Annotated in this window: 21 protein-coding genes; 12 read left to right on the top strand and 9 right to left on the bottom strand. The window is 53.8% G+C overall.

Features of this window, described 5'->3' with window-relative positions:
- Nucleotides 1-17: 17 nt before the first annotated feature.
- Nucleotides 18-2936, bottom strand: coding sequence for an autotransporter outer membrane beta-barrel domain-containing protein (locus FU672_RS20890; RefSeq protein ID WP_148244668.1), 2919 nt, complete (start codon nt 2934-2936; stop codon nt 18-20).
- A gap of 71 nt (nt 2937-3007) precedes the next feature.
- Complete coding sequence (locus FU672_RS20885; RefSeq protein WP_148244667.1) at nt 3008-3625, bottom strand: helix-turn-helix transcriptional regulator; 618 nt, start codon at nt 3623-3625, stop codon at nt 3008-3010.
- A gap of 547 nt (nt 3626-4172) precedes the next feature.
- Here FU672_RS20885 and FU672_RS20880 point away from each other — a divergent pair.
- The 6 genes from FU672_RS20880 to fabY all read left to right on the top strand — a co-directional run bounded on the left by FU672_RS20880 (nt 4173) and on the right by fabY (nt 8366).
- The gene (locus FU672_RS20880) at nt 4173-4916 is read left to right on the top strand and encodes a winged helix-turn-helix domain-containing protein (RefSeq protein WP_148244666.1); all 744 of its coding nucleotides are present in this window, start codon (nt 4173-4175) and stop codon (nt 4914-4916) included.
- Nucleotides 4913-5383, top strand: coding sequence for a hypothetical protein (locus FU672_RS20875; protein ID WP_148244665.1), 471 nt, complete (start codon nt 4913-4915; stop codon nt 5381-5383). The genes FU672_RS20880 and FU672_RS20875 overlap by 4 nt, the downstream gene beginning before the upstream one ends.
- Nucleotides 5384-5471: 88 nt before the next feature.
- On the top strand, nt 5472-6071 hold the full coding sequence (gene yihX, locus FU672_RS20870) for a glucose-1-phosphatase (RefSeq protein ID WP_148244664.1): 600 nt from the start codon (nt 5472-5474) through the stop codon (nt 6069-6071).
- Nucleotides 6065-6946: a virulence factor BrkB family protein gene (locus tag FU672_RS20865; protein ID WP_148244663.1), complete on the top strand. Its 882-nt coding sequence runs from the start codon at nt 6065-6067 to the stop codon at nt 6944-6946. Before yihX ends, FU672_RS20865 begins: the two co-directional genes overlap by 7 nt.
- Nucleotides 6943-7380 (top strand): D-aminoacyl-tRNA deacylase, encoded by a 438-nt coding sequence (dtd, locus tag FU672_RS20860; protein ID WP_148244662.1) that lies wholly within the window; start codon nt 6943-6945, stop codon nt 7378-7380. Before FU672_RS20865 ends, dtd begins: the two co-directional genes overlap by 4 nt.
- A 44-nt stretch (nt 7381-7424) precedes the next feature.
- Complete coding sequence (fabY, locus tag FU672_RS20855; RefSeq protein ID WP_161566068.1) at nt 7425-8366, top strand: fatty acid biosynthesis protein FabY; 942 nt, start codon at nt 7425-7427, stop codon at nt 8364-8366.
- An 8-nt stretch (nt 8367-8374) separates the two neighbouring features.
- On the opposite strand, the gene FU672_RS20850 is transcribed toward fabY, so the two are convergent.
- The gene (locus FU672_RS20850) at nt 8375-9295 is read right to left on the bottom strand and encodes an alpha/beta hydrolase (RefSeq protein ID WP_148244660.1); all 921 of its coding nucleotides are present in this window, start codon (nt 9293-9295) and stop codon (nt 8375-8377) included.
- 229 nt (nt 9296-9524) lie between these two features.
- Between FU672_RS20850 and FU672_RS24895 the strand changes: the two genes are divergently transcribed.
- Together FU672_RS24895 and nadS are read left to right on the top strand one after the other, a co-directional pair.
- Entirely contained in the window at nt 9525-9836 is a 312-nt protein-coding gene (locus FU672_RS24895; protein WP_187360837.1) for a type II toxin-antitoxin system RelE/ParE family toxin, read from the top strand.
- Nucleotides 9837-10127 carry a NadS family protein gene (nadS, locus tag FU672_RS20840; protein ID WP_023333879.1) on the top strand — a complete coding sequence of 97 codons (291 nt, stop codon included), beginning with the start codon at nt 9837-9839 and terminating at the stop codon, nt 10125-10127.
- A 40-nt stretch (nt 10128-10167) separates the two neighbouring features.
- On the opposite strand, the gene fdhE is transcribed toward nadS, so the two are convergent.
- The 4 genes from fdhE to fdnG are packed head-to-tail and all read right to left on the bottom strand — an operon-like array spanning nt 10168 to nt 15691.
- Nucleotides 10168-11097: a formate dehydrogenase accessory protein FdhE gene (gene fdhE / locus FU672_RS20835; RefSeq protein WP_148244659.1), complete on the bottom strand. Its 930-nt coding sequence runs from the start codon at nt 11095-11097 to the stop codon at nt 10168-10170.
- Nucleotides 11094-11729, bottom strand: coding sequence for a formate dehydrogenase cytochrome b556 subunit (fdoI, locus tag FU672_RS20830; RefSeq protein WP_008501832.1), 636 nt, complete (start codon nt 11727-11729; stop codon nt 11094-11096). Before fdoI ends, fdhE begins: the two co-directional genes overlap by 4 nt.
- Entirely contained in the window at nt 11726-12628 is a 903-nt protein-coding gene (gene fdxH, locus FU672_RS20825; protein ID WP_014833793.1) for a formate dehydrogenase subunit beta, read from the bottom strand. Before fdxH ends, fdoI begins: the two co-directional genes overlap by 4 nt.
- A gap of 12 nt (nt 12629-12640) precedes the next feature.
- Complete coding sequence (gene fdnG / locus FU672_RS20820; protein WP_148244658.1) at nt 12641-15691, bottom strand: formate dehydrogenase-N subunit alpha; 3051 nt, start codon at nt 15689-15691, stop codon at nt 12641-12643.
- A 371-nt stretch (nt 15692-16062) separates the two neighbouring features.
- Between fdnG and fdhD the strand changes: the two genes are divergently transcribed.
- Both fdhD and FU672_RS20810 read left to right on the top strand, forming a co-directional pair.
- Nucleotides 16063-16899, top strand: coding sequence for a formate dehydrogenase accessory sulfurtransferase FdhD (gene fdhD, locus FU672_RS20815; protein WP_148244657.1), 837 nt, complete (start codon nt 16063-16065; stop codon nt 16897-16899).
- A gap of 114 nt (nt 16900-17013) precedes the next feature.
- Nucleotides 17014-17226: a YdgH/BhsA/McbA family protein gene (locus FU672_RS20810; protein ID WP_014072382.1), complete on the top strand. Its 213-nt coding sequence runs from the start codon at nt 17014-17016 to the stop codon at nt 17224-17226.
- Between the two features lie 39 nt (nt 17227-17265).
- Here the strand turns inward: FU672_RS20810 and FU672_RS20805 are convergent, their stop codons facing one another.
- Both FU672_RS20805 and FU672_RS20800 read right to left on the bottom strand, forming a co-directional pair.
- A complete protein-coding gene (locus FU672_RS20805) occupies nt 17266-17589 on the bottom strand; it encodes an AzlD domain-containing protein (protein WP_148244656.1) in 324 nt (107 codons plus the stop codon).
- Nucleotides 17589-18248, bottom strand: coding sequence for an AzlC family ABC transporter permease (locus FU672_RS20800; protein ID WP_045909098.1), 660 nt, complete (start codon nt 18246-18248; stop codon nt 17589-17591). The genes FU672_RS20805 and FU672_RS20800 overlap by 1 nt, the downstream gene beginning before the upstream one ends.
- A 103-nt stretch (nt 18249-18351) precedes the next feature.
- Between FU672_RS20800 and FU672_RS20795 the strand changes: the two genes are divergently transcribed.
- Entirely contained in the window at nt 18352-18900 is a 549-nt protein-coding gene (locus FU672_RS20795; RefSeq protein ID WP_148244655.1) for a helix-turn-helix domain-containing protein, read from the top strand.
- Between the two features lie 203 nt (nt 18901-19103).
- Nucleotides 19104-19724, top strand: coding sequence for a superoxide dismutase [Mn] (gene sodA, locus FU672_RS20790; protein ID WP_010436906.1), 621 nt, complete (start codon nt 19104-19106; stop codon nt 19722-19724).
- The last annotated feature ends 17 nt before the right edge of the window (nt 19725-19741 follow it).

The following is a 19741-nucleotide window of genomic DNA, read 5'->3' as shown; positions in this document are numbered from 1 at the left end:
CAGCGGCTTTTTTGTTGTTATTTGAAGCTGTATTTCACCCCCAGCATCCCCTGGGTATCGCTGTAGCCTTTGTCGCCTGCCTGCTGAGCCACATTGCCCCATACGCTAAGCTGCGGCGTAATCTGTCCCTCTACACCTGTCTTTAGTTCAGCGATATTGCGAGTACCGCGCATTTCATTGCTGACGTCATCCATGCGAATGCGCGTGGTCTGGGTATTGTGGATCCAGTTCGCCTCGATAAACGGCTGGAAGGTACGGGCTTTACCGTCGTCAATCGCGTTATGCCCGCTGATATAGGCCTTCACGCCGAGACGTGTCATCAGGTTCCCCTGAGTCTCGTCTTTCACCCGCGTGCCGTTGCGTTCGCGATGGTCGTCAGCCTGCACGTCCATCCAAACGGCTTGCGCCTTCGGCTGGATCCAGTAGCTGTTGCGGCCGCTTTCGCCCACCTTAACGCTATAGCCAGCTTCTACAGAAGCGGTCACGCCGCTGGAGCGATAACTCTCAGTGGCCTGATCCTGTCCCATCACCTTATTGTCGAACCAGTTATACAGCATCCAGCTATCAACGTAGGTACCACTTTTATCCGCGTCATTTGCGTACCAGGTACCGTACAGACCTACGCTATAGCCATTAACTTCGCCACGTGAGTGGTAGCCGGTCAGGCTGGAAGCGCTCCGGCTCTGGCTGTTACCGTAACCCGCCATCAGACCAAGATGCCACCGATCCAGACCGTCTGTGCTCCATTGGGCTACATCACCACCCAGCTGCAGCACGTAGCGATTGGCGGTCGTTTTTAACTGCCCGCTGCCGTCTCTGAAACGCGTATGACCGCCGACGTTACGCATCCACAGGCTCGTCACTTTTTGCTCACCGGTGAGCATGTCGGTGTACTGCGTTTCACCCAGACGGTCGTGCAGGCGGGTCATAAACAGCGTATTTGCCGCATAGCTGTTCGCCTGATAGCTACCAAATTCCGGACGATACTGATGCTCGCTTTTCGGTGGTGCAACAGGGGGGACCGGTTCTTGCGGCGGAATCACCGGGTCGACGGGTGGATCCACCGGGTCGACAGGCGGGTCTACCGGGTCAACCGGTGGGTCCACAGGGTCGACCGGTGGGTCTACAGGGTCAACAGGTGGGTCTACAGGGTCGACCGGTGGGTCAACGGGATCAATGGGCTCCACCAGGCTGGTCAGAAACCAGTTTTTACCTTTTTGCTCAACGTTATAGTCATAACCCCCCGCCACGATACGGCTGGCCTTCTCAAACGTCCCGTCAGAGTTGCCGCCCACGCTGACAATTTCAATTCCTTCTACGGTTTGTGCGCCAGTACCGCCAATGTTGTTCACTTCCACCCCGGTATGACCGGACGTGTTGCCTTCAACGATCAGTTTGTCCGTTTCTGAGGTATCGTCAAACAGCACGGTATTGAAAACCAGCTTGCCGCCGTTGCCGATAAAATCGTCACTGATGGTCAGGGTTTGCCACGCCGCATCCTCAGCATGCTGGAAATTAATTGTGCCGCCCGCATTCAGCGTCAGGCTGGTAAGCGTGGAGCTGTCGCGCATATTCCACACGGCATCATTCATCGTAAGCGCGATAGTACCGGTACCGGCAGCGTTGCTCTCAATATAAGACGCCCCGTTCCAGAGTGAGTTATCCTGCAGGGTAAGCGCGATCGCGCTGTTTTGCGCTGCCGCAGTGCTGGTGGCCGCTACGCCGCCTGCGGAGAGAATATCGCCGTTGAGGATGAATTTTCCGCCCGCAGAGGCATCAATCACTCCACCGTTGCCGGCGTTCAGGGCATAGCTACCGTTGTCGCGCTGGCCTGCGGTGGTAATGGTTGCGCCACCCTCGAGCGTTATCACGCCGCGCGACCAGGCATACATCCCGTGCGGTGCTTGCGCGGAGCTGCTGGTTTTTTCGCTGCTGTTGACCGCAATGGTGACGTTATCCCCAAGATTCACCGCGCCTGTGTACGCATAGACGCCATGCGCGCTGGCACCGTCGGTGGTGATGGTCGCGCCTTCATCAAGGGTGATGGTTGACGAGCCGGTAGAGTACACCCCGGAGGCGCTGGCCGCGTCGGTGGTTATCGTCGCGTTTTTTCCCAGCTCAATTTTAGATGCGGAACCTGCATACAGGCCGTAGGCCGATGTGCCGTACGTTTCGATGGCGGCCTCATTCCCCAGACGGACGTATGAGCCGCTCTGGTTGGTACGAATCCCCTCGGCGTAGGTACCACGCGTAACAATATGCGCACGATCGCCGACGATAACGTTATTTTTGGCCTTTGACGCATCATTCAGAGCATAGGCGCTGATGCCTCGACCAGTACTGCCGGTGGTTTCGATATAGAGATCGTCACCCACATAAATATTGGCGGAGCCGAGAGAGCCCTGGCTGAAGGAGCTGTATCCGGCATTGATGCCGTCACCGCTTTGGCCATTGACGTAAATGTGGGTGCGGTCGCCGGTAATGATAAACACAGGGTTGTCCGGCGTGTTCATACCATGGGTGCGAATGCCGTCGACATCTTTACCATTATTGGCGGCCACTTTTGACTGGGTGCGAATTGTCAGATCGTCACCAAATATCACCCCCGGGCTGCCGGACGTGGAGTTCTGAATAACGGTTACCGAATGCTCAAAGGCTTCTGCCCCCGGTCCTTCGAGGGTGATCCCATCTCCGTAGATCGGGATATTACCCGGGCTGTACTGATAGACATAGTTAGGATCGCTGGTATTTTTGCTAAAGTTCGCGTTTGCCGTTGCTGGAATCAGCGCCTGTATTTCTGCAGGCAAACCCGTTACTGCTCCGGAGGCAGGTAAATTAGCAAAATCTATTACCGCTGCATGTGCGGTAAATAGCGCTGACGATAACGCCAGAGAAATCGCAGCGGCGATTGGTGAGTGTTTCATTAAATATGGCATAACTGCCCCCTTTCTTTCAGGCGTAAAACATCCTCCACACCATTAAATGTGGGTATGTTAAGTGGTTGAAATTACAAAATAGAAACGAGAATTTTATGAATACTGGTACCTAACTTCCTCTCAAGTCGTATTTTATGGACATAAATTTTTTTAACATCAATGCTGTCTGTTTTTATAATCTCCTGGAGACACGCTCCTGATAAAAACCTGTTAAGTAAAGTGAATTCGACAGTATTTAAAGTACTTCCTCGTCTGCTATTCACCCGTCTACCGGAGAAAAGATGGCCAATTTTTTCCTGTAAAATAATGTCCTTATCATCCGAATAAATAACTCCCTTTATTTCACTGCGGTGATTGAATAAGTAATTAGCTAGCGCCTCCAGTTTGCGGTCCGTGATAATGACGATGTTCATATTGGTTATCGCCAGCCGTTCAATCCATTGCGGATCGGCAAGCAAACGCAGGTTGTACATCGAAAAGTCTACAAAAATAAATCCACGTGATAAATGATTCTTGTTTCCACGTAATATTTTATTTTCTACTGCAATCTGCAGGAAATGATTACCAGCCGGCCAAACCGCGAACGAGGCGTTGCCACAGTATTGTGATCGTACTGCGTTATCTGGATATAACTGACAGGACAATTCACAGCTTATACAGCGGACAACCTTTTGCGACGATGTTATCATCCAGTCCACTCCTGTCTTATTTTCATTGCCAATATTTCATTGCCGTTCAAATGTGTCAATCTTGAAACATATCGGGTAGTCCTGTCTTATTTATGAAAAATAATGGCAGGGAATATAAATTCCTGGTGGTTTCTATTCCGTCAGGCCGTCGTCATAGCGAAAGAACATCACCTGGCAGAAGTGAACCAGGAATATCCATCAATCCTTTAAGATTATTCGACAAAAAAAAGTCGAAAAGAAGATTCACGAAATAGCACTAATAGCTAAAGATTCGTTTCTTCTATCTACCGTGACGTCAGTCTTTTCTCTACTTGCGGCTCAATATAATTATTTGGCCTGGCGAAGTGTAATGAAATCTCATTATGTCGTTTTAGATGAGGGAAACCTAAGAAAAGTGCCTTGTAACAGATTGAAAAATAATACGTTGTTTTTAATCTTAGATGGGGTGGTATCGCGGCCTAATCCATCTGACCTATAATGTTGTTAAATATACGTATATGTTTTTAACGTATAAAGTTAAGCGTTGTTATTGCAGAGGAAAGGAAAATTGTATCTCATTAACAAGTTGGTCGAGTATGACCCAGAAAACAAAACCCTGGTGAATCATATTACCGGGCGCACGATACAATTGCAGCTTCCTGCCAATCTCTGTTTTCTTTATCTCGTCACCCATCCTGGGGACATTATTTCGCAAAACCAGTTAATGGTGGTGGGATGGGGGGAGCGCAATGACGTCACTACACCGAATACGTTTTACCAGGCCATTTTGACATTACGCAATGCACTGGCTGAAGTGGGGTTACCGCGCGATACGGTAAAAACCATTTCGCGTCGCGGGCTGATGCTTTCCGAAAGCACTCAGGTTGAAGTATTTACCCCAACCGCTGACCTGGTAATCGTCAATAAAGACGTGGCAATCGCCGATACCACCGCGAGGCAGAAGCCAGCCTGGTTGATAATAACCACCGCTACGCTTTTGCTAATCGCGCTTATCAACGGGGTGATATTATATAAACATCACCAGAACATGCCGTTTAGTCATTTTATTCCACTTTCAATGGGCAACACGACCAACGCCTGCCAGCTTTTTTATGCACCGAATGAACCTATTCAGGATCATTACGTGCGCCTGTTAAAAAATTATCCTGGTCTGTGCGCCGAAAAACGATACGTTTTTCTCATCGGCTATAGTAAAACGGAGCGAATCGCGGCGTTTGTCTGTAATAACGATGCGCGACGGAACGCGGCAGCGTTATGTACCACGCATTATTTTTGGGCGCATGAGCAATGAAGACACTCCGGAACCGTATTATTTTGCTGGCGGCGTTTCTGGGGGCCGCTATCACCAGTGGCTGGCTAGTTTATTCGCATTTGTCGAGTACGCCGATACGTTGTACGGGAGATGTGGAATGGACGATTGGTAAAAACCGATTTGTGGGTACGGTTTCCTGGCGGATGCAGCATCGGGAGGGTTCCACCGTCATAAACGGCAAATTATTTGGTCAGACGGTTTCTGAAGTTAACCGGACCATCTATTTTCACTACAGCTATCATCAGAACGCGCGCGTATTAAATAACGATCGTATTGTTAAAACCTTTGCCGATGATGCGGATGAGGCTGATATCAACGCAACGCTGCCGGGTTTTTATCGCACGCCGGGAAGAGAGTTGAGCCTGATGATCGATGAGTATCGGGGGGCATGGATTTTTGCCGCGTCAAACGTCCCTTCACTTTACTGTCGTAAAAACGCGCCGTAGAAATCGATCGCACACCTTAGACAGCACGCATAGTCAAATCTCTTTATTCCCGCTACAGTTACCTCTCCACGGCGAGCAGGAGATAAACATGCTTTATATCTTTGATTTAGGAAACGTAATCGTCGATATCGATTTTAATCGCGTGCTGGGCGCATGGAGCGACTTTAGCCGCGTTCCGCTGGCGACATTGAAGCAGAATTTCGCGATGGGCGAGACCTTTCGTCAGCATGAACGCGGCGAGATCGGCGATGAAGAGTTTGCTGAACGTTTCTGTCAGGAGATGGATCTACCGTTAAGCTACGAGCAGTTTTCACACGGCTGGCAGGCAGTATTTGTCGCCATCCGGCCTGAAGTGATCGACATCATGCATAAGCTTCGCGAGCAGGGCCATCGGGTCGTTGTGTTGTCAAATACCAACCGTCTGCACACCACGTTCTGGCCTGAGGAATACCCTGAAGTTAAGGCGGCTGCCGATAAGATCTATCTTTCGCAGGAGATGGGGATGCGTAAACCTGAAGCGCGAATTTATCAGGCTGTTCTGCAGTCAGAGGGATTCACCGCGGCCGATGCGGTCTTTTTCGACGACAACGCCGATAATATAGAGGGAGCTAACCAGTTGGGTATAACGTCAATTCTGGTGACCGGAAAAGAGACGATACCAAACTACTTCGCGAAGCAGCTATGCTAAAAACCGTTCATCAAAAAGCCACGCATCATACTCGCCCGCTGAGGGCCTGGCTGAAACTGCTCTGGCACCGTATTGATGAGGACAACATGACCACACTGGCGGGTAACCTCGCCTATGTGTCGTTGCTCTCATTAGTGCCGCTGGTGGCGGTCATCTTTGCCCTGTTTTCCGCCTTTCCGATGTTTGCGGACGTGAGCCTGCAGCTTCGTCATTTTGTCTTCGCGAATTTCATTCCTGCAACCGGGGATGTCATCCAGAACTACATTGAGCAGTTTGTAGCCAATTCCAGCAAGATGACGGCTGTAGGGGCATGCGGTCTTATCGTCACTGCGCTGCTGTTGATGTATGCCATCGATAACGCGCTGAACACTATCTGGCGGAGTAAAAAAGCGCGGCCAAAGGTGTATTCCTTTGCCGTGTACTGGATGATTCTCACGCTGGGACCGCTGCTGGCCGGGGCGAGCCTAGCAATCAGTTCGTATCTTCTTTCCTTGCGCTGGGCGAGTGATTTAAACGGCGTTATTGATAATGCGCTTCGCATCTTTCCGTTGATCCTGTCGTGGCTTTCGTTCTGGCTGCTCTATAGCGTCGTGCCGACCACGCGCGTGCCCAACCGTGATGCGGTCGTGGGGGCGCTGGTGGCGGCGTTGCTTTTTGAGCTCGGTAAAAAAGGGTTTGCCCTCTACATCACCATGTTTCCGTCCTATCAGCTGATTTACGGCGTGCTGGCGGTGATCCCCATTTTGTTTGTCTGGGTCTACTGGACCTGGTGTATCGTCTTGCTTGGTGCCGAAATAACTGTCACTCTCGGTATATACCGCGAACTTAAAAAAGCAGCAGCAGCTGAAAAACAACAAGAAGCAGACCAACCATGATTGCATTGATACAGCGCGTAACCCGTGCCAGCGTCACCGTGGAGGGAGAGGTGACGGGTGAAATTGGCCCAGGACTTTTGGTGTTGTTAGGTGTCGAAAAGGATGATGACGAACAGAAAGCCAACCGCTTGTGTGAGCGCGTGCTGGGCTACCGTATTTTCAGCGATGCGGAAGGTAAGATGAACCTGAACGTCCAGCAGGCGGGCGGCAGCGTGCTGGTGGTTTCCCAGTTTACGCTGGTAGCGGATACCGAGCGCGGCATGCGCCCGAGTTTCTCTAAAGGCGCCGCGCCGGATCGTGCAGAAGAACTTTACGAGTACTTTGTTGAGCGTTGTCGCCAGCAGGAAATGAATACGCAAACCGGACGATTCGCTGCAGATATGCAGGTTTCGCTGGTGAACGATGGCCCCGTCACATTCTGGCTCCAGGTATGAGCCAACTGGCGGCGTGGCCGCGGGTAACAAGAGAGAGTACAGCTATGTATCACCTTCGAGTACCGCAAACGGAAGAAGAGTTAGACGCTTATTACCAGTTCCGCTGGGAAATGCTGCGCAAGCCACTGCATCAGCCAAAAGGCTCTGAACGCGACGCCTGGGACGCGATGGCCCACCATCAGATGGTGATGGACGAAGAGGGCAACCTCGTCGCCGTCGGGCGTTTGTATATTAACGCCGATAACGAAGCGTCTATTCGCTTTATGGCGGTTCATCCTTCCGTGCAGGACAAAGGGCTCGGCACCCTGATGGCCATGACGCTGGAATCCGTCGCCCGTCAGGAAGGGGTGAAGCGCGTCACCTGTAGCGCCCGCGAAGATGCCGTAGAATTCTTCGCCAAACTCGGTTTTGTGAATCAGGGGGAAATCACGACCCCGCAAACCACGCCGATTCGTCATTTTTTGATGATTAAACCCATCGCCACGCTGGATGATATTCTTCATCGCGCCGACTGGTGTGGTCAGCTGCAGCAGGCCTGGTATCAGCACATTCCGCTCAGTGAAAAAATGGGCGTGCGCATTCAGCAGTACACCGGACAAAAATTTATTACCACCATGCCGGAAACTGGCAATCAGAACCCGCACCACACCCTGTTTGCCGGAAGTCTTTTCTCACTGGCCACGCTCACCGGCTGGGGGCTTATCTGGCTGATGCTGCGCGAGCGCCATCTGGGTGGCACAATCATTCTTGCTGATGCCCACATTCGCTATAGCGCACCAATAAGCGGCAAGCCGAGCGCCGTGGCCGATCTGGGGTCACTGGGCGGCGATCTTGACCGTCTGGCTCGTGGCCGCAAAGCCCGCGTACAAATGCAGGTCGAGCTGTTTGGCGATAAAACACCGGGTGCGGTGTTTGAAGGCACCTATATCGTTCTTCCGGCGAAGCCGTATGGCGCGTATGAAGAGGGTGGGAACGAGGAGGAGTAATCTCCTGTTCATTCACCTCGGGCGTGCTTGATCCGCCCGGCGATATCCCGCATAACGTCTCGCGCTGACTGGCTGACGCCGCCAAGCTGAAAGAAGCCATGGATGACGCCCAGCCAGCGCTGAGCGATACACTTCACACCCTGCTCAGTCAGATGCTGATACAACATTTCTCCCTCATCGCACAGCGGATCGTACTCTGCGGTAATGATGTGCACTGGCGGAAGTCCGTAAAAATCATCGCGCCACAGCGGGCTGGCTTCCGGATGCTGGCGATCAGTCTCTGCGAGATACATTTCATACCCGCTGAGCAGGGTATCGCGGGTGATAATATAATCCGTGCCATTAAGGGCATAACTTTCAAAACTGGCCGTGGCGTCGAGCATGGGATAGATAAGAATAAGCTGCACAGGTTGCCACAGCCCTTTAACCTTAAGCCTCAGCGCCGTTACCAGCGCCAGATGCCCTCCTGCGCTGTCTCCACAGAGGGTGAGCCGGTTCTTATCTACGCCTAATTTGCCTGCATATTGCCAGACCAGATCCGCACCTCTTTCTGCATCGTCATGCGCGGCGGGGAAGGTATGTTCCGGTGCCAACCTGTACTGAATCGCAACCACCCGGCAATTGCCATAGTAGGCTAACTGACGGAGTTGATTGTCATGGGTATCAAAGCCGCCGCTGATAAAGCATCCACCGTGATAGTAGATGGCTGCAGGTAGTGTTTCTGGTGCATTGAGGGGCGAAAATACCCGAAAGGTCATACCTTCAAGAACATGCGTTTCAACCTGGACGCGAGCTTCTGTCTCTCCGGCCAGTTCTGTGCTGGCGACATACCCAGCCCTCCGGTCATCAATATTTTGCTTTCGCGAGGAAGGTCTTCCTGCAGCAATAAAATCTTGAACAAGCTTATCAATACCCTTTTCAAGAGCCATGGCGGCGTCCTTTTGCTGTATGAATACACAGTCTTATAACCTGGTTTAATGCAGAAGAAAACATCAAATTGTGTGAAACCAGTGATCTGGAAAACGGCTCGCAGAAACTAACATCACTTGATGAAACAGATGGATAAGTAACCAAAATCGCAATAACGTAACTCATATTAGGGGTACGTCATTGACGTACATTGGATGTTTGCTACTATAAGTCAATGGCGTATAATTTATGCTATTCATTGAAACGGATATTTTCACAGAAGACGTCAAAACGTTACTGGATGACGAGGAATACCATAAGTTTCAGGTTTTCCTGGCAACGCAACCTGATTATGGCGATCTGATCCAAAATACGGGAGGCCTACGAAAGATTCGTTGGCTTTCAGGAGGCAGGGGAAAGCGTGGTGGAGTCAGGGTGATCTATTTTCATCGCACGCGTGAGCTTGAAATCAGGCTGCTGCTCATCTATCGCAAAGGGATTAAAGATGACCTGTCTGCGAGTGAAAAAGCCGTACTGAGAAAGATGATTGAGAGGTGGTAAATGGACAAGGCACTCTTTGAGCGGTTAACCCAAAGCCTGGCGCAAATGAACGAAATCGCTGAGGGCAAACGTGAACCGTCACGTACTTTTCAAATCGATGCGATGAAAATCAAAGAAATCCGTCAGGCGTCCGGGCTATCGCAGAGTAAATTCGCGAATTTAATTTCTGTTAGTGTCGATACACTGCGTAACTGGGAACAAGGCAGACGTTCGCCTACTGGGCCGGCTAAAGCGCTGCTACGTGCTATTGCCAACGATCCGCAACATGTTATCCCTGCACTTTCGCAGTAATTAGCCCGGCAGCAAAGAGGCTGACCGGGCTAAATGGAAATTACTCCCCTTCACCTGGGAACAGGAACGGGTTGATAGAGCTGCGGGCAAAGCCCTCCTGCTCCATCTTCGCATCCAGAATCAGCGAGGCGAGATCGTCGGCCACCGCTTCGACTTTCGGGTCTTTTTCCTGGTACAGAATCTTCAGGTAAGTGCCGCAGTCGCCGCAGCTTTCGGCTTTCACTGCCGCTTCTTCATTTTCCAGCGACCAGTAGTTCAGATCGCGGGTCTGCTCGCAGTTGCTGCACTTGATGCGCACCACGTGCCACTCGGTTTCACACAGGTTGCAGTGCAGGTAGCGCAGCCCCTGAGTGGTGCCGATTTGCACCATGCTGGAGACCGGCATTGAGCCGCAGACCGGGCAGAACTGACGCGCCTCGCCGTATTCGGCGCGGGCTTTACCGGGGATCAGGCTTGCCATTTGCGCCCAGTAGAGCGACAGCGCAGCCCAGATAAACGGCGCTTTATCGCTGCTCACCAGCGAGAAGTCGGACGCGAACAGCGCGCTCGCCATCTCTTCCAGCTCCAGGTCAGAGGCTTTTTCCAGATTCTCGATAACCGCCAGCGCGGTACCGCTCATCTCCGGCTTCAGCTCGGCAATCAGCGAATGCAGCAGCTTTTGCCAGTGCTTGTCGCGCGGCAGGACGTGAATGTCCAGCGGCGGCTTGCCCTGCACGTTGGCTTCTTTGATGCGCGCGGTCAGATCCATTTGCAGCGGGTGATCGTACAGCACCACTTCCTGCGCGTGGGCAACCAGCGCGGCAAAACGCAGAAAATCGCCCAGCGGGTTGTTCTCTGCCAGCTCGCGCAGACGCTCTGCGCGGCGGTTGTAGAGGTTCTTGAGTCTGGGGAATAACAACGGCGGAATATAATCCGCCGTGCGTTTCTCGCTCGACCCCAGCTCATCTTGCGGGATTATGCGAATACTCATTCAGATGACTTTTCCTGTTTCTGGCGGACCTCTCGGTACCAGCGCGGGTGATGTTTCTTCGCCCACGTACTGGTTACCCATCCTTCCACCATCGCGGTAATGGTGCCTTTCACCCAAAGGGCGGCGTAGATATGCACCATGATAACCACAATTAGCGCCACTGCGGCAAATGAATGCAGCATCAGCGCGAATCGGATCACCGGGATTGAGAAAGCAGGCGCAAAGTACGGACGCCAGATGATCACGCCGCTCACCAGCAACAGGACCAGGAAGATAATCGCCGCCCAGAATACGCATTTCTGGCCGAAGTTATAACGCCCGGTATCACCCACTTCCTCGTTGACGACGATCTTACGAATATTCTTCGCCCAAAAGATATCATCCCGATTGATTAGGTTATGGTGCCAGTAGCGGAAAAACATGATGATGAACGACGCGAACATGATGACGCCCACAAACGGGTGCAGTATGCGTGCCAGCTGTGGTGTCCCCATGATCTGCATCAGCCAGTTGAAGGACGGGAAGAAGAACCCCAGCCCGCTTATCGCCGCCAGCATGAAGCAGAAGGCGGTGACCCAGTGGTTGATGCGTTCCGGCGCGGTGTAGCGCACGATGGTGTCACGTTTTCTCATTTGCGCACCTCGTCTTTCTCTTCATGCAGGTTGTCGTCTTCCTCTTCCGCGCGGTTCGGACCAACGCCGACGTAGTGGAAGATACTTGCTGCGAAGGTGGCAGCAAAACCGACCGCTGCCAGCGGTTTCCAGATGCCTTTCCAGAACTTCACGGTGGCGCTGATTTCCGGGTTCTCCGGCAGACCGTGATACAGGTTCGGCTTGTCGGCGTGGTGCAGCACGTACATCACGTGCGTACCGCCAACCCCGGCCGGATCGTACAGGCCTGCATTGTCGTAACCACGGGTTTTCAGCTCGCCCACGCGCTCTGCCGCCAGCGTTTTCATATCCTCTTTGGAGCCAAAGTGGATAGCGCCGGTTGGGCAGGTCTTCACGCATGCAGGCTCCTGACCGACGTTCACACGGTCGACACACAGCGTACATTTGTAGACGCGGTTGTCTTCCGGGTTCAGTCGCGGTACGTCGAACGGACAGCCTGCGATGCAGTAGCCGCAGCCGATGCACTGCTCGGACTGGAAGTCGACGATACCGTTGGCATACTGAATGATAGCCCCTTCTGACGGGCACGCTTTCAGGCAGCCCGGATCCGCACAGTGCATACAGCCGTCTTTGCGGATAAGCCATTCCAGTTTGTCGTTCTGCTCCACTTCCGAGAAACGCATCACCGTCCAGGACTTGGCGGTCAGGTCCGCCGGGTTGTCGTACACCCCGACGTTGTGACCCACTTCGTCACGGAGGTCGTTCCACTCCGAACACGCCACCTGACAGGCTTTGCAGCCGATACAGGTGGTCACGTCGATAAGCTTCGCCACTTCCTGCTGGTGGTCCCGCGCCTGAGGCGCGGGCGTGAAACCGTTAGTCGCGGAACGACGGATAATGTCTTGAGATTGATAAGCCATAAGTCGTCTCCGTTACACCTTTTCCACGTTCACGAGGAAGGCCTTAAACTCCGGCGTCTGCGTGTTCGCATCGCCGACGAACGGCGTCAGGGTGTTCGCAATGAACCCTTTCTTCGCCACGCCCTCGTAACCCCAGTGGATCGGGATACCGATGGTGTCCACCTGCTGACCGTGAACGTTCAGCGTGCGAATACGCTTGGTCACCACCGCCTTGGCTTTGATATAGCCTCGATTCGAGGAGACCTTCACGGTATCGCCATGGGCAATGCCGAGCTTGCCCGCCAGCTTCTCGCCGATCTCCACAAACTGTTCCGGCTGCGCGATGGCGTTAAGCAGCGCGTGCTTGGTCCAGTAGTGGAAGTGTTCGGTCAGACGATAGGTGGTGCCCACATACGGGAACTTGTCCTTTTTACCCAGCGCTTCTAAATCGCCCTTAAAGATACGGGCTGCCGGGTTAGAGACCACGTTCGGGTGCAGCGGGTTGGTGCCCAGCGGCGTCTCAAACGGCTCGTAGTGTTCCGGGAACGGACCTTCCGCCATCTTATCGATAGCAAACAGACGTCCCATCCCTTCAGGCTGCATGATAAACGGCCCAACGTCGCTGCCTGGTGCGGCAGTGCTGTAGTCCGGAATATCCACGCCGCCCCACTTCGCGCCGTCCCACTTCAGAAGCTGACGCTTCGGATCCCACGGGTTGCCCTGCGGGTCAGCGGACGCGCGGTTATAGAGGATGCGGCGGTTGAGCGGCCACGCCCATGCCCAGCCCAGCGTATTGCCAAGGCCCGACGGGTCGGCGTTATCGCGGTTGGCCATCTGGTTGCCCTTCGGCGTCCAGCTACCGGCGAAGATCCAGCAGCCGCTTGACGTGGTACCGTCATCGCGCAGGTGTGCGAAGGTGCTGAGCTGATCGCCTTTCTTCGCCAGCACTGTGCCAGTGGCCGGGTCGATAACATCCGCCAGCGCCTTACCGTTGCTCTCCATCGCCACTTCTTCCGGCGCTGGGTTTTCCGGCGTCGAGTAGTTCCAGCTCATGTTCAGCACCGGTTCCGGGTTCGCGCCGCCTTCTGCCGCATACATCTTACGCAGGCGTAAGAAGATACCGGCCAGGATCTCGCCGTCGTTCATGGCGATGCCCGGGGCGTCTGCGCCTTTCCAGTGCCACTGCAGCCAGCGGCCGGAGTTGACGATAGAACCGTTCTCTTCCGCGAAGCAGGTCGATGGCAGACGGAACACTTCGGTCTGAATCTTCGATGGATCGACGTCGTTCGATTCACCGTGGTTCTGCCAGAAGGTTGAGGTCTCGGTATTGAGCGGGTCAATCGTCACCAGGAACTTCAGTTTCGACAGAGACTCAACGACCTTGTTCTTGTTCGGGAACGAGGCAACCGGGTTAAAGCCCTGGCACAGATAGCCGTTCACTTTGCCCTGGTGCATCATCTCGAAATACTGCAGAACGTCGTAACCTTTGTCCCACTTCGGCAGCCAGTCAAAGCCCCAGCTGTTTTCAGCCGTCGCTTTGTCTCCGAAGAAGGCTTTCATCATCGAGACGAAGAACTTCGGATAGTTGCCCCAGTAGTTTACCTGGCCTTCGAGCAGCGGTTTAGGCGTGCTGGCCGTCAGGTAGGTTTGCAGATCGGTCTGTTTCTCGCTTGGCAGGTTCATATAACCCGGCAGGCTTTGAGACAGCAGGCCGAGGTCGGTCAGACCCTGAATGTTGGAGTGGCCGCGCAGGGCGTTTACGCCGCCGCCTGCCATCCCCATGTTGCCGAGCAGGAGCTGAACCATCGCCATGGTACGGATGTTCTGCGCGCCGATGGAGTGCTGCGTCCAGCCGAGTGCGTACAGGAACGACGCGGTTTTATCTTTCGCGCTGGTTTCGGCGATAAGCTCGCACACCTTCAGGAAGTCTGCCTTCGGCGTACCGCAGATGTTTTCGACAACCTCCGGCGTGTAGCGGGATACGTGCTCTTTCAGCAGGTTCCACACGCAGCGCGGATGTTGCAGGGTGGTATCGCGCTTCGCAAAGCCTTTCTCATCCAGCTCGTAGTTCCAGCTGGTTTTATCGTATTTGCGTTTTTCGGCGTCGTAACCGCTGAACAGGCCATCTTCGAAGTGGTAATCCTCACGCACGATCAGGCTGGCGTTGGTATAGGCTTCGGTGTATTCGCGGTTATATTTTTCGTTGGTCATCAGGTACAGCAATACGCCTGACAGGAAAGTGATGTCAGTACCTGAACGAATAGGGGTGTAGAAATCCGCCACTGACGCAGTACGCGTAAAGCGGGGATCGATCACAATCAGTTTCGCACCGTTGTGGATTTTGGCTTCCATCGCCCAGCGGAACCCGACAGGGTGCGCTTCAGCGGCGTTACCGCCCATCACCACAATGAGGTTGGCGTTCTTGATGTCGACCCAGTGGTTGGTCATCGCACCGCGACCAAATGTTGGAGCAAGACTTGCTACCGTTGGTCCGTGTCAGACACGCGCCTGGTTGTCGACCGCGAGCATACCGAGTGCGCGCGTAAATTTCTGGGTTAAATAACCGGTTTCGTTGCTGGAAGCAGAGGCACACAGCATCCCGGTGGAGAGCCAGCGGTTGACCGTGATGCCGTCGGCGTTCTTCTCAACAAAGTTGGCATCGCGGTCTTCTTTAATGTGTTTTGCGATGCGGTCGAACGCCTCTTCCCAGCTGATTTGCTGCCATTTGTCGGAGCCAGGCGCGCGATATTCAGGGAATTTGAGGCGGCTTTCGGAGTGGATAAAGTCCACCAGACCGGCCCCTTTCGGGCACAATGCGCCGCGGTTGACCGGATGATCCGGGTCGCCTTCGATATGGAAAATAGACGCTTTGGCGTTTTTAGCACCGTCGCCGAGGCTATACATCAACAGCCCGCAACCGACAGAGCAGTACGTACAGGTATTACGGGTTTCACGGGTGCGCAGCAGTTTATACTGCCGCGTTTCCGCCAGCGCTACGCCGGGCGCAAAGCCCAGTGCCGCTGCCGTGGTGCCTGCCATACCGCCAGCGCAGATCTTAAAGAACTGCCTTCTGCTGACCTGCATGGGTCACTCCTTGTTTCGACATTGCTTACATATGTAGTTTTGACTTCGCGGCTGAAGAATGACCGCAAAGGAAAAAATTTGCGTTAATCCCTCAATTCCACGAGGGATATCATCAGAATACCACAATGTCGGCACAGCTGTTCTAATGGCGTTAATACAAAGTGAACGTATTATCACCATGTTGATTATAAAGTGTGATATTGATCACATTAACAGCTCTGCATGTTAAAGGGGTGTAGCAGGTGTCGGGTTGCACCCCTTCTGAATGAGTAGGAGAATGATTGTTGAAAAGTTGATCCATACTATGCGTAAAGCCTGTGGATTATGCTGGAATAGCAGGCTCACCTCCGTGGTTGTTCAGGAATACCGCTGTGTCTAAACAAAACCGTGCTCCCCACTCGTCACCACTGCCTGCAGGCATTGTGGAACTGTCGGTACACAGACCGACCCACATCACCCATGCCACGCCCGATTTTCTGGCGGAAGAAGTGCCCGTTGCGCTCGTTTACAACGGTATCTCGCATGTGGTGATGATGGCTTCGCCGAAAGATCTTGAGCTGTTCGCCATCGGTTTTTCCCTCTCGGAAGGCATCATTGACCATCCGCAGGAGATCTACGGCATGGACGTGGTGCAGGCGTGTAACGGCCTTGAAGTGCAAATCGAACTCTCCAGCCGCCGCTTTATGGGGCTGAAAGAGCGCCGCCGCGCGCTGGCCGGGCGTACCGGCTGCGGCGTATGTGGCGTTGAGCAGCTCAATGATATTGGCAAACCCGTTGCGCCACTGCCGTTTACTCAGACCTTTAATTTGGCTCACCTCGACCATGCGCTCGAGCACCTGAACGATGTGCAGCCCATCGGCCAGCTGAGCGGCTGCACGCACGCGGCGGCATGGGTGTTGCCGTCGGGGGATATTGCCGGGGGGCATGAGGACGTTGGCCGCCATGTGGCGCTGGATAAGCTGCTTGGCCGCCGTGCGCGGGAAAGCGATCTCTGGCAGCAGGGGGCGGCACTCGTTTCCAGCCGCGCCAGCTATGAGATGGTGCAAAAATCCGCGATGTGCGGTGTGGAAATTCTGTTTGCGGTCTCAGCCGCAACGACGCTGGCGGTGGAGGTGGCGGAGCGCTGCAACCTGACGCTGGTGGGCTTCTGCAAGCCGGGAAGGGCGACGATTTATACCCATCCGCAGCGGTTAATTGTTAATCAGTAATTTTGAATGATAATAGCAAATCCTTCCGCTTTTAGTTGTTCGGGATGAGGTCTAGTATTTATCTCATCAAGGCACGGTGCCTTACCTGAACAACTTAACGAAAGGGTTTATATTATGAAAAGCATCAAAACTTTTGTCGCTGTAATCGCTCTGGCTACGTCTTTCGGTTCTTTCGCTGCACAGACCGTGACCGCAACCGCGTCAACCATTGATGGCGCAGAAGCTAAAATCGCGGCTCAGGCTCAGGAAGCCGGCGCGTCATCTTACAAAATTACCCAGGCATTCTCCGGTAACCGCGTACACATGACCGCTGAACTGAATAAATAAGCTGTCACACCGTCGAAAGAGCGCCCTCGGGGCGCTTTTTTAGTTTATGCCCGCCAGGCGCAGTAACGCCGTCACCACCGCTGCTGCGACGATCACCACAATTAACGGCATCTTTCTCCAGGCCAGAAACACCGCAAATGCCACGCCCAGCACGCGCGCCATTCCTGCGAAATGTTCACCTTCATAAAACGTCGTCGCCAGCGCGACGGAAAACAGCAGCACCGTTGCCGCGTCCGAAAGCAGCGCCTGAGAGCGTTCTGACAGTGCCAGCCTGTTCCCCAGTTTCGCCCCGCCAAGACGCATCAGATACGTTCCCGCAGACAAAATGGCGATGCCGAGAATAAAAAACGTCATATTTCCCATTATTTTTTCCTCGCAGCGAGACCCAGTAAAGAGAGCAGCACCGGCAAGCCCACCGGTGCAAACGGCACGGCGGCCAGCGACAACACCGCACCGCTACAGGCGCGGATCAGCGTAGTACGGTTTTTAAACGCAGGCACCACTAACGCCAGCAAAATCGCCGGGAATACCGCGTCCAGCCCGATGGTTTCCGGATCCGGTAGTAATTTGCCGACCATCGCACCCAGCAATGCCCCCAGCGGCCAGATAATCGCCACGCCTAACCCACATAGCCAGTAAGCGGCTTTGCGCTGCTCGGCTGTTTTTTGCGACAGGCCAAACACCACGCTTTCGTCGTTCATGATGTGGCAGCCCAAAAGGCTCAGGCCACGTTTACCCACCAGTTCACGCACCGTCACGCCAAACGGCACGTGCCGCGCGTTGACCAGCAACCCCGCCGCTGCGGCCGCCAGCGGGTTACCGCCGCTTGCCACAATGCCGATAAACATAAACTCTGACGCGCCTGCGAGTACGGTGATGGAGAGTACAAACGGTACCCAGACCGGGAAACCGTAGGCCATCGCCAGGGAGCCGTATGACATCCCGACCACGCCGACCGCGAGGCAGACCAGGATGATTGCTTTTATGGTGTCGCCTTTCAGGCAAGAGAGATGATGCTTCATACATTTTTAGCCATATCGAACGTGTATCCATTATAATGAACGCAACAGAAGTGTTTTTCAAGATGAACGATTCGTTCGATTTATAGAACAAAGAGGCCGTTATATGACGCAGCCAATCAGCCTGATCGCTAAAAGTCTGGTGCGGGAACGTCTGCGAACCGGGCTTTCACTGGCGGAAATTGCCCGCCGTGCCGGGATCGCTAAATCCACCCTTTCCCAACTGGAGTCCGGCAACGGTAACCCTAGCCTGGAAACGCTGTGGTCGCTTTGCGTGGCGCTGGATATACCTTTCGCCCGCCTGCTTGAGCCGCAGCTACCGACCACGCAGGTGATCCGCCGTGGTGAAGGAACGAAAGTGGTCGCCGGGCAGGCAAACTATGAAGCCATTTTGCTCGCCGCATGTCCACCGGGCGCACGGCGGGATGTCTACTTGCTGATGACTCAGCCAGGTGCCGATCGTATTTCCCAACCGCATTCCTCTGGCGCAGTAGAGCATATTATTGTGACGCAGGGACGGGCCCTGGTCGGCCTGCTCGACGCGGCGGAAGAGCTCGCTGCCGGGGATTACATCTGCTACCCCGCCGACCAGCCGCACATCTTTAAGGCTCTGGAGCCAGACACGTATGCGCTGCTGGTGGCAGAACAAAACTAACCCGACAATGCTGTCGTCATCGCGGCAGCATCTTCCGTTAACCTCCTGAGTGAATTACCCATTTTGGCTTTTGTCAGAATGCGAATAACCTTATAAAAACTACGGCATTGATAATCATTTTCAATATCATTTAATTAACTATAATGAACCAACTGCTTACGCGGCATTAACAGCTGTGCCGCCCGACAATAATGGAGAGGATTATGAGTTATACACTGCCATCCCTGCCGTATGCCTACGACGCACTGGAACCGCATTTCGACAAGCAGACGATGGAAATCCATCACACTAAACACCACCAGACCTATGTGAACAACGCGAACGCCGCGCTGGAAAGCCTGCCAGAGTTCGCTAACCTGTCTGCTGAAGAGCTGATCACCAAGCTGGACCAGCTGCCAGCGGACAAGAAAACCGTTCTGCGTAACAACGCTGGCGGTCACGCTAACCACAGCCTGTTCTGGAAAGGCCTGAAGACCGGTACCACCCTGCAGGGCGACCTGAAAGCGGCTATCGAGCGCGACTTCGGTTCTGTTGACAACTTCAAAGCGGAATTCGAAAAAGCTGCTGCAACCCGTTTCGGCTCTGGCTGGGCGTGGCTGGTTCTGAAAGGCGACAAGCTGGCGGTAGTGTCTACTGCTAACCAGGACTCCCCGCTGATGGGTGAAGCGATCTCTGGCGCATCCGGCTTCCCAATCGTGGGTCTGGACGTGTGGGAACACGCTTACTACCTGAAATTCCAGAACCGTCGTCCGGACTACATCAAAGCCTTCTGGGACGTGGTGAACTGGGACGAAGCAGCAGCACGTTTCGCTGCTAAAAAATAAGGTTGCATTGACGCCTG

It is taken from the genome of Enterobacter asburiae, from assembly GCF_008080435.1.
GTDB classification, from domain to species: domain Bacteria; phylum Pseudomonadota; class Gammaproteobacteria; order Enterobacterales; family Enterobacteriaceae; genus Enterobacter; species Enterobacter asburiae_C.
The sequence above is the reverse complement of the archived record's forward strand: the minus strand, read 5'-3'. Positions and strand labels throughout refer to the sequence as shown.

Excerpts from the sequence above, each read along its gene's own strand:
- FU672_RS20890 (WP_148244668.1), bottom strand. The coding sequence starts at position 2,936 with ATGCCATATTTAATGAAACACTCACCAATCGCCGCTGCGATTTCTCTG.
- yihX (WP_148244664.1), top strand. The coding sequence starts at position 5,472 with ATGCTTTATATCTTTGATTTAGGAAACGTAATCGTCGATATCGATTTT.
- FU672_RS20885 (WP_148244667.1), bottom strand. The coding sequence starts at position 3,625 with ATGATAACATCGTCGCAAAAGGTTGTCCGCTGTATAAGCTGTGAATTG.
- nadS (WP_023333879.1), top strand. The coding sequence starts at position 9,837 with ATGGACAAGGCACTCTTTGAGCGGTTAACCCAAAGCCTGGCGCAAATG.
- FU672_RS20810 (WP_014072382.1), top strand. The coding sequence starts at position 17,014 with ATGAAAAGCATCAAAACTTTTGTCGCTGTAATCGCTCTGGCTACGTCT.
- FU672_RS20865 (WP_148244663.1), top strand. The coding sequence starts at position 6,065 with ATGCTAAAAACCGTTCATCAAAAAGCCACGCATCATACTCGCCCGCTG.
- FU672_RS20805 (WP_148244656.1), bottom strand. The coding sequence starts at position 17,589 with ATGGGAAATATGACGTTTTTTATTCTCGGCATCGCCATTTTGTCTGCG.
- fdhE (WP_148244659.1), bottom strand. The coding sequence starts at position 11,097 with ATGAGTATTCGCATAATCCCGCAAGATGAGCTGGGGTCGAGCGAGAAA.
- FU672_RS20875 (WP_148244665.1), top strand. The coding sequence starts at position 4,913 with ATGAAGACACTCCGGAACCGTATTATTTTGCTGGCGGCGTTTCTGGGG.
- sodA (WP_010436906.1), top strand. The coding sequence starts at position 19,104 with ATGAGTTATACACTGCCATCCCTGCCGTATGCCTACGACGCACTGGAA.
- FU672_RS20850 (WP_148244660.1), bottom strand. The coding sequence starts at position 9,295 with ATGGCTCTTGAAAAGGGTATTGATAAGCTTGTTCAAGATTTTATTGCT.
- fdoI (WP_008501832.1), bottom strand. The coding sequence starts at position 11,729 with ATGAGAAAACGTGACACCATCGTGCGCTACACCGCGCCGGAACGCATC.
- fdxH (WP_014833793.1), bottom strand. The coding sequence starts at position 12,628 with ATGGCTTATCAATCTCAAGACATTATCCGTCGTTCCGCGACTAACGGT.
- FU672_RS20795 (WP_148244655.1), top strand. The coding sequence starts at position 18,352 with ATGACGCAGCCAATCAGCCTGATCGCTAAAAGTCTGGTGCGGGAACGT.
- dtd (WP_148244662.1), top strand. The coding sequence starts at position 6,943 with ATGATTGCATTGATACAGCGCGTAACCCGTGCCAGCGTCACCGTGGAG.
- FU672_RS24895 (WP_187360837.1), top strand. The coding sequence starts at position 9,525 with ATGCTATTCATTGAAACGGATATTTTCACAGAAGACGTCAAAACGTTA.
- FU672_RS20800 (WP_045909098.1), bottom strand. The coding sequence starts at position 18,248 with ATGAAGCATCATCTCTCTTGCCTGAAAGGCGACACCATAAAAGCAATC.
- fabY (WP_161566068.1), top strand. The coding sequence starts at position 7,425 with ATGTATCACCTTCGAGTACCGCAAACGGAAGAAGAGTTAGACGCTTAT.